Genomic DNA, 15,124 nt, shown 5'->3' with positions numbered 1-15,124 from the left:
TCCCACGCGATGAGGAAGCTGGCCGTTCTCGCGACGGGCGCGCTGCTGCTCACCGGCTGCGGCTCGGGCGGCTTCGACGGCATCTACAACATGCCGCTGCCCGGCGGGGCGGACCTGGGCGACCGGCCGTACTCGGTGAAGGTCCGGTTCCAGGACGTGCTGGACCTCGTGCCGCAGGCGGGCGTGAAGGTCAACGACGTGCCGGTGGGCCGGGTCGACCGCATCGACCTGGCCGCCGACGGCTGGACCGCCGAGGTGACCGTGCTGGTCAACGGCGGCGTGCGGCTGCCGGGCAACGCGGTCGCCCGGCTGCGCCAGTCCGCGCTGCTCGGCGAGAAGTACGTGGAGCTGGACGGCCCGGCCGAGGGCGCCGAGCAGGGCGAGCTGACCGACGGCGCGGTCATCCCGGTCGAGCGGACCAACCGCAACCCCGAGGTCGAAGAGGTCTTCGGCGCGCTGTCCATGCTGCTCAACGGCGGCGGCATCGCCCAGCTCCAGGACATCTCGCGCGAGCTGAACGCCGCCCTGGAGGGCAACGAGCCGCAGATCAAGTCGCTGCTGAGCAGGCTCGACACCCTGGTCGGCGACCTGGACGCGCACAAGGGCGAGATCACCCGCGCGCTCGACGGGCTCAACCGGCTCGGCGGGGCGCTGAACGCGCAGCGCGGCCAGATCGAGGGCGTGCTCGACGAGCTGGAGCCGGGTCTGAAGGTGCTCAGCGAGCAGCGCACCCAGCTGGTGACGCTGCTCCAGTCGCTGGACGCGCTGTCCGACGTGGCCGTGGACACCGTGAACAGGTCGAAGGACGACATCGTCGCCGACCTGAGGGCGTTGACGCCGACCCTGCGGAAGCTGGCCGAGGCGGGCTCGAACCTGCCCAACGGGTTCGAGCTGCTGCTGACCTACCCGTTCCCGGACTCCTCGATGGCGGGCGTCCGGGGCGACTACACCAACCTGTACGCCGACATCGACCTGAACCTGGGCACGATCGTCGACAACCTGGGCCGGTCGCGGCAGTCGGTGCTGCCCGACGTGCCGGTGCTGCCGGGCATCACCGGCACCGCGCCGTCGGTGCCGCTGCCGCTGCCCAACCTGCCGCTGCCGGGCGTGACGCCGGGCGGGTCGGGGCTCGGCGACCTGCTCGGCGCGCTGCTGGGGGGTGTGGGCCGGTGATCCCGCGCAAGACCAGGCTCCAGATCGGCGCGTTCGTGGTGATCGCGCTGGTCGGCGTCAGCTACGTCGGCGCCCGGTACGCGGGCCTCGGCCGGGTGTTCGGCGCCACCGGGTACGTGGTGACCATGCAGCTGGAGGACTCCGGCGGCGTGTTCACCAACGCCGAGGTCACCTACCGGGGCGTCGGCGTCGGCCGGGTCGCGCAGATGCGGCTGACCGCCGACGGGCTCGACGTCGACCTGGACATCGACCCGGGCGCGCCGCCCATCCCGGCCGACCTGGAGGCCGTGGTCGCCAACCGGTCCGCGGTGGGCGAGCAGTACGTCGACCTGCGGCCGCGCGGCGAGGACGGGCCGTACCTGGGCGCCGGTTCGGTCATCCCCAGGTCGGCGACCAGCACGCCGCCGCCCGTGGACGCGCTGCTCGGCAACCTCGACGCGTTCGCCAACTCCGTGCCGACCGACTCGCTGCGGACCGTGGTGGACGAGCTGGACCGGGCGTTCGCCGGGACCGGGCCCGACCTCCAGGTGCTGCTGGACAACACGCGGGCGTTCACGCAGGCCGCCACCGAGCACCTGCCGCAGACCAAGGCGCTGATCGACGACGGGCTGGTCGTGCTGAACACCCAGGCCCAGCAGGGCAGCGCGATCAGGTCGTTCTCGGCGGACCTGCGGGCGCTGGCCGAGCAGCTGAAGAACTCCGACGGCGACCTGAGGCGGCTGATCGCGGTGTCGCCCGGGGCCGCCGAGCAGGTGTCGGCGCTGCTGCGCGAGACCGGGCCGAACCTCGGCGTGGTCCTCGCCAACCTGCTGACCACCGGCAACATCCTGGTGACCAGGCTCGACGGCCTGGAGCAGATCGCGGTGACCTACCCGATCGCGGTCGGCGGCGGGTTCTCCGTCGCCAAGGGCGACGGCACGGGCGCGCACTTCGGCCTCGCGCTGAACGTGTTCGACCCGCCGCCGTGCACCGTCGGTTACGAGGGCACCGCGATCAGGCAAGGCACCGACACCAGCGCGGCGCCGCTGAACACGCAGGCCTACTGCGCGCTGGCCCCGGGGAGCGCCACCGGCGTGCGGGGCGCCCAGAACGCGCCTTACGGTGGCACCCCGACCACACCTACCGGTGACGAGACCACGCAGCCGGGCCGGGAGCCGCCGGCGGAGCAGGCGACCGCCGCGCCGCTGCTGACCAGCCTGGGCCAGCTGCTCGGGCTGCCGGGCTGAGGAGGGACGGAATGGGACTTCGGCGTTGGTTCCTGCCGGTCGCGGCCGTGCTGGCGGTGCTGGCCGCCGGGTACGCGGTGTGGGCCGGGGTGTCGTGGTGGAGCACGTCGTCCGACGAGTCCGCGGCGTTCTCCCGGGAGCGGGACGAGGTGCTGCGGGTCGGGCAGGTCGGCGTCGTCAACTTCACCACGCTGGACTACCGGAAGGTCGACGAGGACCTCGACCGGTGGCTGGAGTCGTCGACCGGCGAGCTGAGGTCCGAGATCGAGAGCGGCCGGGACGGCCGGAAGCAGCAGATCGCGGACGCGAGGACGGTGACCACGAGCCGGGTGCTCGACGCGGCCGTGACCGAGCTGGACTCGCGGGCGGGCAAGGCGCACCTGATCGCGGTGGTGGAGACCACCGTGACGCCGGAGGGCGGGCAGGCGGTCAAGAAGGTCAACCGCTACCAGACCGACCTGACCCGCACCGACGCCGGTTGGAAGCTCAGCGCGCTGGGGCCCGTCGCGGCCGGCGGCGCGTGAACGCGAGGAGATGACAGTGCCCCCGTCCCGCCGCCGCCCGGTCCCGACCCCGCCCACCGCCCGCCCGAAGGTCGCCGGCCTGCGCAAACGCCCCGGCGCCACCCCCGCCGACCCCCAGCCGGACCCCAAGCCCACCGACTCCCGGCCCGCCGAGGCTGGGACCACCGCCCTGCCCGCCGAGGCCGAGGCCGCCCCCCGGGCCGCCGAAGCCCGAGCCGCTGAGGCCCAGGTCACCGAGGCCACGGGTGCCGAGAGCGCGGCGGGGGAGGGCGCTCCCGCCCGGTCGTCCGAGGAGCTGGGCCTGATCGAGCCCCGCGACGACACGACCGAGACCGACACCCCCACCCCCGACGGCGACACCGCCCCGGCCCCCGACAGCTCCGCCCCCGACGGCGACACCGACGGCGACACCGACGGCCCTGCCCCGAGCCCCCGCCCCTGGGGACGGCACCGGCCTGCCGGCGAGGCGGTGGCCCCGAGCGTGCTCGACGAGCCGGCCGCCGCCACCCCGCCGACCCCGCCGACCCCCGGACCCCACCACCCGGGCTCGGGGTCCTCGGGCCTCGTCCTACCGGTGGCCCTGCTCGTGCTGGCCGCGCTGCTGGTCGGGCTGGGGGTGTGGTTCCAGCGCCAGGCGGGTGACGTGCGCTACGACCAGGCCCTGGTCGACAGCGCCGGCACCACCGAGGTCGCGGGTCAGGCCCGCGAGGCCGTGGAGAAGGCGTTCTCCTACAACTTCGCCGACGTCGCCTCCACCGAGAGGGCCGCGAACGAGCTGCTGGTCGGCAAGGCCCAGTGCCAGTACAACGCCATCTTCGGCCCGGTCCGCACCCTCGCGCCGGAGCAGAAGCTGGTGGTCACGGTGAAGGCGGTCTCCAGCGGCGTGACCTCGCTCGCCGGCGACCGCGCCACGGTCCTGCTCTTCCTGGACCAGGTCACCACCCGCACCACCGACAACCAGAGCGGCGGCGGCATCGCGATGATGCGGGTCGGCACCCGGAAGGTCGACGGCCGGTGGAAGGTCGACAACATGGAGATGTTCGGCCAGAGCGGCGACCAGGCCGCCGAGACCGCCAAGTGCTGACCCCGCCCGACCCCCGGCCTGCCCCAGCCCCGCCCCCGGGCCTGATCCGGGCCTGACCCCCGGCCGACCCCTCCCCGCTCCCTTCGCCGCCCCCTCCTTACCCCGCCGCCCCCCGCCCGAACCCCCAAGATCGCGCGTGTCCTCCGCTCCGGCACCGCGTGTCGTCCACTCCGGCACGGCGTGTCCTCCGCAGAGGGCCTCCGGACCGGGTTCACCAGGTGGTGGAGCAGTGATCTCGGTCACACTTTTTGGTCAGTGACCGAACGAAATCGCCACGACCTCGTCAGGGGCCCGCACTGCCCGCCAAAGGTTCACCCTGGCTCACGTCCATGTATTTTTGCAGGTCAAGACGATAACGCCGCGTTATCACCGCTTGCGCCACTGGGGTGATCGCCGCGTGGCATCTTGACTGCGAGCGTCAGCGGGGTCACTCTGTCGGTGAGCACGAGAAAGGTCCTTCCACGTGCCTCTCGACAGTTGGCGTGCGCGCGGCTAGACTGCCCCTTTGCGCTGCCCTCTTTCCGTTTGCCCTTCGCCGAGAGCTGGATTGCCGGGCATCGCCGCACCCTTGACAGCCGTGCTAGTTCCGCTGACTAGCCAGCTACCTGTCCCTGGAAGGACGCATCTTGGCGATCTCTCGCGCGACCAAGGCCACTGCTGCGACCAACTCCACGTCGGGGATCCCCGGAGCGCCGAAGCGAGTCTCTTTCGCGAAGATCCACGAACCGCTTCAGACGCCCAACCTGCTCGACCTGCAGATCCAGTCGTTCGAATGGCTCACCGGCGACGAGGCGTGGTTCCAGCGCCGCGTCGACGAAGGTGACGAGGCCCCCACCGGCGGCCTCGAGGAGGTCCTGAACGAGATCTCCCCGATCGAAGACTTCTCCGGCTCGATGTCGCTCTCCTTCTCCGACCCGCGCTTCGACGAGGTCAAGGCCTCCGTCGAGGAGTGCAAGGACAAGGACATGACGTACGCGGCCCCGCTGTTCGTCACGGCGGAGTTCACCAACCACACCACCGGCGAGATCAAGAGCCAGACGGTGTTCATGGGTGACTTCCCGATGATGACGGACAAGGGCACGTTCATCATCAACGGCACCGAGCGCGTGGTGGTGTCCCAGCTCGTCCGCTCGCCGGGTGTCTACTTCGACACGGCGATCGACAAGACGACCGACAAGGACGTCTTCAGCGTCAAGATCATCCCGTCCCGGGGTGCCTGGTTGGAGTTCGACGTCGACAAGCGCGACACCGTCGGCGTCCGCATCGACCGCAAGCGCCGCCAGCCGGTGACCGTGCTGCTGAAGGCGCTGGGCTGGAGCACCGAGCAGATCCGCGAGCGCTTCGCGTTCTCCGAGACGCTGCTGACCACGCTGGAGAAGGACCACACCGCGGGTACCGACGAGGCGCTGCTCGACATCTACCGCAAGCTGCGCCCCGGCGAGCCGCCGACGAAGGAGTCCGCGCAGGCCCTGCTGGAGAACCTGTTCTTCAAGGACAAGCGCTACGACCTCGCCAAGGTCGGCCGGTACAAGGTCAACAAGAAGCTGGGCCTGGACCTCCCGATCTCCACGGGCGTGCTGACCGAGGACGACATCGTCACGACGATCGAGTACCTGGTCCGCCTGCACGCGGGCGAGACGACCATGAAGCCGGGCGAGACCGAGGTCCCGGTCGAGGTCGACGACATCGACCACTTCGGCAACCGCCGCCTGCGCACCGTCGGCGAGCTGATCCAGAACCAGATCCGGGTCGGCCTGTCCCGCATGGAGCGCGTCGTGCGCGAGCGCATGACGACCCAGGACGTCGAGGCCATCACGCCGCAGACCCTGATCAACATCCGCCCGGTGGTGGCGGCGATCAAGGAGTTCTTCGGCACCTCCCAGCTGTCGCAGTTCATGGACCAGACGAACCCGCTCGCGGGCCTGACCCACAAGCGCCGCCTGTCGGCGCTGGGCCCGGGCGGTCTGTCCCGTGAGCGGGCCGGCATGGAGGTCCGCGACGTCCACCCGTCGCACTACGGCCGCATGTGCCCGATCGAGACGCCGGAAGGCCCGAACATCGGCCTGATCGGCTCGCTGTCCTCCTACGGGCGGGTCAACCCGTTCGGCTTCATCGAGACGCCGTACCGCAAGGTCGTCGACGGTCGGGTCACCGACCAGGTCGACTACCTGACGGCCGACGAGGAGGACCGGTACGTCAAGGCGCAGGCGAACGCCAAGATCGACGACGAGGGCAACTTCCTCGAGGACCGCGTCCTGGTCCGCAAGAAGGGCGGCGAGGTCGAGATGATCGACCCGCGCGACGTCGACTACATGGACGTCTCGCCGCGCCAGATGGTGTCCGCCGCGACCGCCATGATCCCGTTCCTCGAGCACGACGACGCGAACCGCGCCCTGATGGGCGCGAACATGCAGCGCCAGGCCGTGCCGCTGCTGCGCAGCGAGTCGCCGCTGGTCGGCACGGGCATGGAGCTGCGCGCCGCGGTCGACGCCGGTGACGTCGTGGTGGCCAAGAAGACCGGTGTGGTCGAGGAGATCTCCGCCGACTACGTCACGGTCATGGCCGACGACGGCTCGCGGCAGACCTACGGCCTGCACAAGTTCCGCCGCTCGAACCAGGGCACCTGCATCAACCAGAAGCCCATCGTCAACGAGGGCGACCGGGTGCAGGAGGGCCAGGTCCTGGCGGACGGGCCGTGCACCGAGAACGGCGAGATGGCGCTGGGCAAGAACCTGCTCGTCGCGATCATGCCGTGGGAGGGCCACAACTACGAGGACGCGATCATCCTGTCGCAGCGCCTCGTGCAGGACGACGTCCTGACCTCGATCCACATCGAGGAGCACGAGATCGACGCGCGGGACACCAAGCTGGGCGCCGAGGAGATCACCCGGGACATCCCGAACGTCTCCGAGGAGGTCCTGGCCGACCTCGACGAGCGGGGCATCATCCGCATCGGCGCCGAGGTCCAGCCGGGCGACATCCTGGTCGGCAAGGTCACCCCGAAGGGCGAGACCGAGCTGACCCCGGAGGAGCGCCTGCTGCGCGCGATCTTCGGCGAGAAGGCCCGCGAGGTGCGCGACACGTCGCTGAAGGTGCCGCACGGCGAGTACGGCAAGGTCATCGGCATCCGCGTGTTCAGCCGCGAGGACGACGACGAGCTGCCCCCCGGCGTGAACGAGCTGGTCCGCGTCTACGTCGCCCAGAAGCGCAAGATCCAGGACGGCGACAAGCTCGCCGGCCGCCACGGCAACAAGGGCGTCATCGGCAAGATCCTCCCCGTCGAGGACATGCCGTTCCTGGAGGACGGCACGCCGGTCGACATCGTGCTGAACACGCACGGCGTGCCGCGTCGTATGAACATCGGCCAGGTGCTGGAGACCCACCTCGGGTGGATCGCCAAGCAGGGCTGGAGCATCAACGGCGACCCGGACTGGGCGAAGAACCTGCCGGAAGAGCTGATGAACGTCGAGCCGGGCACGAAGACCGCCACGCCGGTCTTCGACGGCGCGCGCGAGGACGAGATCACGGGCCTGCTCGGCTCGACGGTCCCGAACCGCGACGGCGAGCGGATGGTCAAGGAGAACGGCAAGGCGCAGCTCTTCGACGGGCGCAGCGGCGAGCCGTACCCCTTCCCGGTGTCGGTCGGCTACATGTACATCCTGAAGCTGCTGCACCTGGTCGACGACAAGATCCACGCCCGGTCGACCGGTCCGTACTCGATGATCACGCAGCAGCCGCTGGGCGGTAAGGCCCAGTTCGGCGGCCAGCGCTTCGGCGAGATGGAGTGCTGGGCGATGCAGGCCTACGGGGCGGCGTACACGCTCCAGGAGCTGCTGACCATCAAGTCCGACGACGTGCTGGGCCGCGTGAAGGTCTACGAGGCCATCGTAAAGGGCGAGAACATCCCGGAGCCGGGTATCCCGGAGTCCTTCAAGGTGCTGCTCAAGGAGCTGCAGTCGCTGTGCCTCAACGTCGAGGTGCTGTCCTCGGACGGCGCCGCGATCGAGATGCGCGACGGCGACGACGAAGACCTGGAGCGCGCGGCCGCGAACCTCGGCATCAACCTGTCGAGGACCGAGTCGCCGTCCGTGGACGACGTCGTCAACTAGTCCTCGCCGGTCGCCGAGGGGAACGCCTCCCGCGTCCCCCTCGGCGGCCCAGCCACCAGCACCCCAAGCAGCACCGAACCAAAAAGGGGAAGAGAGTAGACGTGCTCGACGTCAACTTCTTCGATGAGCTCCGCATCGGTCTCGCGACCGCGGACGACATCCGCCAGTGGTCCTACGGCGAGGTCAAGAAGCCCGAGACCATCAACTACCGCACGCTCAAGCCGGAGAAGGACGGCTTGTTCTGCGAGAAGATCTTCGGTCCCACCCGGGACTGGGAGTGCTACTGCGGCAAGTACAAGCGCGTGCGCTTCAAGGGCATCATCTGCGAGCGCTGCGGCGTCGAGGTGACCCGCGCCAAGGTCCGCCGCGAGCGCATGGGCCACATCGAACTGGCCGCGCCCGTCACGCACATCTGGTACTTCAAGGGCGTCCCGAGCCGGTTGGGCTACCTGCTCGACCTGGCCCCCAAGGACCTCGAGAAGATCATCTACTTCGCCGCCTACGTCATCGTGGGCGTGAACGCCGAGCTGCGCCACAACGACCTGCCGACCCTCGAGAACGAGATGCAGGTCGAGCGCAAGCGCGTGGAGAACAAGCGCGACGCCGACGTCGAGGCCCGCGCGCAGAAGCTGGAAGCCGACCTGGCCGAGCTGGAGGCGGAGGGCGCCAAGTCCGACGTCCGCCGCAAGGTCAAGGAGGGCGGCGAGCGCGAGATGCGGCAGCTCCGCGACCGCGCCCAGCGCGAGCTGGACCGCCTCGACGAGATCTGGTCCACCTTCACCAAGCTGGAGAAGGCCCAGCTCATCGCGGACGAGCTGCTCTACCGCGAGCTGTACGACCGCTACGGCGACTACTTCACCGGCGCCATGGGCGCCGAGGCCATCCAGAAGCTCCTGGGTGACTACGACGTGGACGCCGAGGCCGAGGTGCTGCGCGAGACCATCCGCAGCGGCAAGGGCCAGAAGAAGCTGCGCGCCCTCAAGCGGCTGAAGGTCGTGGCCGCCTTCCAGGCGACCCGCAACAACCCGCAGGGCATGGTGCTGGACTGCGTGCCGGTCATCCCGCCGGACCTGCGCCCGATGGTGCAGCTCGACGGTGGCCGCTTCGCGACCTCCGACCTGAACGACCTGTACCGCCGCGTCATCAACCGCAACAACCGCCTCAAGAGGCTGATCGACCTCGGCGCGCCCGAGATCATCGTCAACAACGAGAAGCGGATGCTGCAGGAGGCCGTCGACGCGCTGTTCGACAACGGCCGCCGCGGCCGGCCGGTGACGGGTCCGGGCAACCGGCCGCTGAAGTCGCTGTCCGACCTGCTCAAGGGCAAGCAGGGCCGGTTCCGCCAGAACCTGCTCGGCAAGCGCGTCGACTACTCCGGCCGTTCGGTCATCGTGGTCGGCCCGCAGCTGAAGCTGCACCAGTGCGGCCTGCCCAAGCAGATGGCGCTGGAGCTGTTCAAGCCGTTCGTGATGAAGCGGCTGGTCGACCTCAACCACGCGCAGAACATCAAGTCGGCGAAGCGCATGGTCGAGCGCGCCCGCCCGGCCGTGTGGGACGTGCTGGAAGAGGTCATCACCGAGCACCCGGTGCTGCTCAACCGCGCGCCCACGCTGCACCGCCTCGGCATCCAGGCCTTCGAGCCGCAGCTGGTCGAGGGCAAGGCCATCCAGCTGCACCCGCTGGTCTGCGAGGCGTTCAACGCGGACTTCGACGGTGACCAGATGGCGGTCCACCTGCCGCTGTCCGCCGAGGCGCAGGCCGAGGCGCGCGTGCTGATGCTGTCGTCGAACAACATCCTCTCGCCCGCGTCCGGCAAGCCGCTGGCCATGCCGCGACTGGACATGGTGACGGGCCTGTACCACCTGACCCGGCACAAGGAGGGCGACATCGGCGAGGGCCACGCGTTCTCGTCGCCCGCCGAGGCGCAGATGGCGTTCGACCGCAAGGCCCTGGGCCTCCAGGCCATGTGCAAGATCCGCATCTCGGACAAGAACCCGCCGAAGGGCCAGGAGCCGGAGGGCTGGGAGCCCGGTCAGCCGTGGCTGGCCGAGACCACCCTGGGCCGGGTGCTGTTCAACGAGGTGCTGCCGCAGGACTACCCGTTCCTGAACGAGGTCATGCCGAAGAAGCGGCAGGCCATGGTCATCAACGACCTCGCCGAGCGGTACCCGATGGTCACCGTCGCCCGGACGCTGGACAAGCTGAAGGACGCCGGTTTCTACTGGGCCACCCGGTCGGGCGTGACCGTCGCGATCTCCGACGTGCTCGTGCCGGAGGCCAAGCAGGGCATCCTCGACGAGTACGAGAAGCTCGCGGACGCGGTCGAGAAGCGCTACCAGCGCGGTCAGCTCTCCTACACGGAGCGCAACAACGAGCTGGTCAAGGTGTGGACCAAGGCCACCGAAGAGGTCGCCGAGGTCATGGAGGCCAACTTCCCCGAGGACAACTCGATCCGCATGATCGTGAAGTCCGGCGCGGCGGGCAACATGACCCAGGTCCGGTCGCTGGCCGGCATGCGCGGTCTGGTGACCAACCCGAAGGGCGAGTACATCCCGCGGCCGATCAAGAGCTCGTTCCGCGAGGGCCTGTCGGTGCTGGAGTACTTCATCGCCACGCACGGCGCCCGCAAGGGTCTGGCCGACACCGCGCTGCGGACCGCCGACTCGGGTTACCTGACCCGTCGTCTGGTGGACGTCTCGCAGGACGTCATCATCCGCGAGATCGACTGCGGCACCACGCGCGGCGTGAACATGACCGTGGGCGAGCGGCTCGGCGACAAGGTGGTGCTGCACGAGTTCGCGCAGACCTCCGTGTACGCCCGGACCATCGCGGAGGACATCACCGACGCGAACGGCAACGTCATCCTCAACCGGGGTGACGACCTGGGCGACCCGGCGCTGGCGACGCTCGTCGAGGCGGGCGTGACCAGGGTCAAGGTCCGCTCGGTGCTGACCTGCGAGTCCGCGGTCGGCGTGTGCGCGTCCTGCTACGGCCGCTCGATGGCGACCGGCAAGCTGGTCGACGTCGGCGAGGCCGTCGGCATCGTCGCCGCCCAGTCGATCGGTGAGCCCGGCACGCAGCTGACCATGCGCACCTTCCACCAGGGCGGTGTGGCCGGCGACGACATCACGACGGGTCTGCCCCGTGTGCAGGAGCTGTTCGAGGCTCGCGTGCCGAAGGGCAAGGCGCCGATCGCGGACGTCGACGGCCGCGTGCGGATCGAGGACGGCGACCGGTTCTGGAAGATCACCCTCATCCCGGACGACGGGTCCGAGGAGATCGTCTTCGAGAAGCTGTCCAAGCGCCAGCGGCTCGCGAACACGGCCACCGGCCCGCTGCAGGACGGCGACCACGTGGCCGTCGGCCAGCAGCTGCTGGAGGGCACGCCCGACCCGCACGAGGTGCTGCGCGTGATGGGTCCCCGCGAGGCCCAGCTGCACCTGGTGCAGGAGGTCCAGAAGGTCTACCGGGCCCAGGGCGTGGCGATCCACGACAAGCACATCGAGGTCATCGTCCGGCAGATGCTGCGCCGGGTGACGATCATCGACTCGGGTGCGACCGAGTTCCTGCCGGGCTCGCTGGTCGAGCGCGCGGAGTTCGAGTCGGGCAACCGGGCCGTGGTGGCCGAGGGCGGCGAGCCCGCGGCCGGCCGCCCGGTGCTGATGGGCATCACGAAGGCGTCGCTCGCGACCGACTCGTGGCTGTCCGCGGCCTCCTTCCAGGAGACCACGCGAGTCCTGACCGACGCCGCCATCAACGGCCGGTCGGACAAGCTGATCGGCCTGAAGGAGAACGTGATCATCGGCAAGCTGATCCCGGCCGGCACCGGCATCAACCGGTACCGGAACATCCAGGTGCAGCCGACCGAGGAGGCGCGTGCGGCGGCGTACGCGATCCCGAGCTACGACGACGGCTACTACACGCCGGACGTCTTCGGCACGGGCACCGGCGCCGCGGTGCCGCTGGACGACTACGACTTCGGCCGCGACTACCGCTGAAGCTCTAGTCAGTAGGTGAAAGGCCCCCGGAGCCTCCCGCTCCGGGGGCCTTCGCCGTTCCCGGGCCCCGCCGGGCTCAGGCAGCCGGGCTCAGGCAGCCGGGCTCAGTCCTGGCTGGGCTGGACCTGGTCGGGCTCGGGCTTCGCCGGGCTCAGCCCCGCCACGGCCAGCCGGAACAGCCGGTCCGCGCGGGCGGCCGGGTCGGGGTGGTGCTCGGTGGCCAGGACGATGCCGACGGCCAGGGTGATCAGGTCCGAGACGGTGACGTCGGCCGCCACCGCGCCGTCCCGCGCGGCGCGGCGCAGCAGGGGCCCCGCGGCCTCCTCGATCGCCGCCGAGCAGCTGTTCTCGTGCACCGGGTCGGGTTCGGCGCCGTCGTAGGCCAGGGCGGCCGCCAGCCCCCGGGCGGCGACGCAGTAGGCGACCACCTCGCCCATCCACTCCAGGAGCGCGGCCCGGCTGTCGTCCCCGCCGGTCAGGTCGCGGGCCCGGGCGCCCAGCGCCTCGACCCGCTCCTTCGAGACCGCCTCCAGCAGCGCGCGGCGGGTGGGGAAGTGCCGGCGCACGGTCGCCGAGCCGACGCCGGCGGTGCGGGCGATCTGCTCCAGGGAGGCGTTCGCGCCGTGGGCCGCGACCTCCTGCTCGGCCACGGCGAGGATGCGCGCGTAGTTGCGCCGGGCGTCGGCGCGCTGGCGGTCGGGCATGGCGGAATCTCCGAGCTTGCTAAGTGGCGGGCCCCGCCGTTATCGTACGGGAGCATAAACGGCGGGGTCCGCCACTTATTTCCCGAGCCTTGAGGAGAGCCATGTCCGCAGCTCACGCGCCCGTCCTGGTCACCGGCGCGACCGGTCGGCAGGGCGGCGCCACCGCCCGCGCCCTGCTCGCGGCGGGCGTCCCCGTCCGGGCCCTGGTGCGCGACCCGTCCACCGACCGGGCCCGGGCCGTCGAGGCGCTCGGCGCCCGGTTGGTCGTCGGCGACCTCGACGACCGCGACTCCGTGGTCCGGGCCGCCGAGGGTGCCCGCGCCGTCTTCTCCGTGCAGCTGCCCGCCCTGACCGAGACCGGGTTCGACTTCGAGCGCGAGGTGGCGCAGGGCGTCAACCTCGTGGAGGGCGCCAGGGCCGCCGGGGTGCCGCAGTTCGTGCACACGTCCGTCTGCGGCGCCGGCCGGCACACCGAGGCGCCCGGCTGGGCCGAGGGGCGGTGGGCGTACATGGCGGCCACCCTGGGCGCGAAGAGCGCGGTCCAGGACCGGGTCCGCGCGGCCGGCTTCCGCCACTGGACGATCCTCAAGCCCGGCTTCTTCATGGAGAACTTCCTGCCGGACACGGCGTTCCTGTTCCCGCGCGGCGTCGAGGGTGGCCTGGTGAGCGTGCTCAGGCCCGACACCCGGCTGGCCCTGGTCGCGGTGGACGACATCGGCCGGGCGGCCGCCGCGGCCGTCGCCGAGCCGGAGCGGTTCCACGGGGTCGAGCTGGAGCTGGCGAGCGACCGGCGGTCGATGGCGGAGGTCGCCGAGGTCCTGTCCCGCGCCCTGGGCACGCCCCTGCCCGCGCCGGACATGACCGAGGAGGAGGCCCTCGCCGCCGGGATGCCCGCGATGGGCGCCACGCACGAGTGGATGAACGGCGTGGACATGCCCGCCCGCCCCCGGTACGCGCGGGACCTCGGCATCCCCCTCACCGACTTCGAGACCTGGGCGCGGGAGAGCTTCGCCGCGGTCCGGTCCTAGGCGCGGCGGCGGGACTTGGTGAGGGCGCGGGCCTTGGCGACCAGCTCGTCGACCAGGTCGCGGCCGGCCAGCGGGGGAGCGGCGTCGGTGCAGCACGGCGGCTTGGTGCGGCGCTGGTCCAGGCGTGGCCGGACGCCGGCCAGCTCGTAGAGGACCTCGTAGAGGTCGCGGCCCGGGTCGTCGTCGTGCGGGCCGACCAGGAGGACCCACGCCGTGCGCGGCGACGGGAAGGCCACCACCACCCGGTCGGTGCCGCGCAGGTGCTTCACGCAGAGGCGGGGCAGGGGCTCGGGGCCCGTCACCCGGTAGCCGAAGGCGGCGCAGCCGCTGTGCGCCAGCTCGTCGAGGAACCGGTCGTAGGCGACGCGGGCGGCGCCGCGCAGGCCGGCGGCCTGGACACCCGCCACCGGGGTTTCGACGACCTCGATCAGCGCACCACGCGCCCTTCGCCGCGGTTCATCTGGGCCAGGCTGGCGGCCAGGTCGGCGCGCTCCAGCAGGGCCGTGTCGCTCAGCCTGCGGTGCACCTCGTCGAGCAGGCCGCGCGTCCGGCCCGCCCGGCGCAGCTCACCCACGACGTGCAGCACCTCGTGCAGGCGGGTGGCGTCCAGGAGCATCCGCGGTTCCTGGGTGTGGATCGCGAGCACGCCCTCGCGCGCCCACGCCTTCACCGTCTTCTCGGTCAGCGCCAGCAGCTCGCCGGCGACCACGGGGCGCACCGGTGGCGCGCCGCGCAGGGCCTTGGCCACCACGCCGTGCAGCTTGCGGCGGCGCTCGTCGTCCTCCGACAGGCTGGACGCGACCTCTTCGATCTCCTCCACCTGCTGGAACAGGTCCCGTATCCGAGCGGCTTCGGTGGCGACGGACATGGTGGACCTCCTCAAGTCACTACCGATTATTGCCCTGTTTTTCGGTAGTGGCAACCGCGGTGGTGGTGGTCCCGCGCGCGGGACCACCACCGCGCGCGTGATCAGGACGAGAAGAACAGCCCGCCCAGGCCGCGGTGCTTGCGGTGCCCGTAGTGGCCACCGCCGCCGTAGCCCCAGGCCGGCGGGGGCGGCTGCTGAACGTAGTGCACCTGCTGCGGGGCGGGCGCGACGGGCGGCGGCGGGGGCGGCGCCATCTGCTGCTCCAGCCGGGTGATGGCCTCCAGCTCGCCGTAGTCGAGGAAGACCCCGCGGCAGCCGTCGCACTGCTCGATGTGCACGCCCATGCGGTCGAACGTGCGCATATTCCCGTGACACTTGGGGCACTGCATCGTGTGAGCCTCCTGCTCTCC

The 15,124-nt window shown here is 71.0% G+C and carries 11 protein-coding genes; 7 read left to right on the top strand and 4 right to left on the bottom strand.

The genetic code is table 11. The features are described 5' to 3' along the window. Positions 1 to 9 precede the first annotated feature (9 nt). From ACFV4N_RS07745 to ACFV4N_RS07720, 6 genes are all read left to right on the top strand, one after another. A complete protein-coding gene (locus ACFV4N_RS07745; RefSeq protein ID WP_499671695.1) occupies positions 10 to 1,173 on the top strand; it encodes an MCE family protein in 1,164 nt (387 codons plus the stop codon). Continuing rightward, positions 1,170 to 2,399: an MCE family protein gene (locus ACFV4N_RS07740; RefSeq protein WP_499671694.1), complete on the top strand. Its 1,230-nt coding sequence runs from the start codon at positions 1,170 to 1,172 to the stop codon at positions 2,397 to 2,399. Before ACFV4N_RS07745 ends, ACFV4N_RS07740 begins: the two co-directional genes overlap by 4 nt. Positions 2,400 to 2,410: 11 nt before the next feature. Next, positions 2,411 to 2,923, top strand: coding sequence for an Rv1363c family protein (locus ACFV4N_RS07735; RefSeq protein ID WP_499671693.1), 513 nt, complete (start codon positions 2,411 to 2,413; stop codon positions 2,921 to 2,923). A gap of 16 nt (positions 2,924 to 2,939) precedes the next feature. After that, positions 2,940 to 4,007 (top strand): hypothetical protein, encoded by a 1,068-nt coding sequence (locus tag ACFV4N_RS07730; protein WP_499671692.1) that lies wholly within the window; start codon positions 2,940 to 2,942, stop codon positions 4,005 to 4,007. Between the two features lie 626 nt (positions 4,008 to 4,633). Then, entirely contained in the window at positions 4,634 to 8,116 is a 3,483-nt protein-coding gene (gene rpoB / locus ACFV4N_RS07725) for a DNA-directed RNA polymerase subunit beta (protein WP_499671691.1), read from the top strand. A gap of 101 nt (positions 8,117 to 8,217) precedes the next feature. After that, positions 8,218 to 12,114 carry a DNA-directed RNA polymerase subunit beta' gene (locus ACFV4N_RS07720; protein ID WP_499671690.1) on the top strand — a complete coding sequence of 1,299 codons (3,897 nt, stop codon included), beginning with the start codon at positions 8,218 to 8,220 and terminating at the stop codon, positions 12,112 to 12,114. 104 nt (positions 12,115 to 12,218) lie between these two features. Here ACFV4N_RS07720 and ACFV4N_RS07715 read toward each other — a convergent pair whose 3' ends face one another. Continuing rightward, on the bottom strand, positions 12,219 to 12,818 hold the full coding sequence (locus ACFV4N_RS07715) for a TetR/AcrR family transcriptional regulator (protein ID WP_499671689.1): 600 nt from the start codon (positions 12,816 to 12,818) through the stop codon (positions 12,219 to 12,221). Between the two features lie 101 nt (positions 12,819 to 12,919). Between ACFV4N_RS07715 and ACFV4N_RS07710 the strand changes: the two genes are divergently transcribed. Beyond that, positions 12,920 to 13,846, top strand: coding sequence for an NmrA/HSCARG family protein (locus ACFV4N_RS07710; protein WP_499671688.1), 927 nt, complete (start codon positions 12,920 to 12,922; stop codon positions 13,844 to 13,846). On the opposite strand, the gene ACFV4N_RS07705 is transcribed toward ACFV4N_RS07710, so the two are convergent. The 3 genes from ACFV4N_RS07705 to ACFV4N_RS07695 form a co-directional block, all read right to left on the bottom strand. After that, positions 13,843 to 14,253 carry a hypothetical protein gene (locus tag ACFV4N_RS07705; RefSeq protein ID WP_499671687.1) on the bottom strand — a complete coding sequence of 137 codons (411 nt, stop codon included), beginning with the start codon at positions 14,251 to 14,253 and terminating at the stop codon, positions 13,843 to 13,845. The genes ACFV4N_RS07710 and ACFV4N_RS07705 overlap by 4 nt on opposite strands. A gap of 20 nt (positions 14,254 to 14,273) precedes the next feature. Then, positions 14,274 to 14,714 carry a hypothetical protein gene (locus ACFV4N_RS07700; protein ID WP_499671686.1) on the bottom strand — a complete coding sequence of 147 codons (441 nt, stop codon included), beginning with the start codon at positions 14,712 to 14,714 and terminating at the stop codon, positions 14,274 to 14,276. A gap of 101 nt (positions 14,715 to 14,815) precedes the next feature. Beyond that, positions 14,816 to 15,103, bottom strand: coding sequence for a TFIIB-type zinc ribbon-containing protein (locus ACFV4N_RS07695; RefSeq protein WP_499671685.1), 288 nt, complete (start codon positions 15,101 to 15,103; stop codon positions 14,816 to 14,818). Positions 15,104 to 15,124 lie beyond the last annotated feature (21 nt).

Origin of the sequence: Actinosynnema sp. NPDC059797, assembly GCF_042732085.1 — a bacterium.
Lineage (GTDB): Bacteria > Actinomycetota > Actinomycetes > Mycobacteriales > Pseudonocardiaceae > Actinosynnema.
The sequence above is the reverse complement of the archived record's forward strand: the minus strand, read 5'-3'. Positions and strand labels throughout refer to the sequence as shown.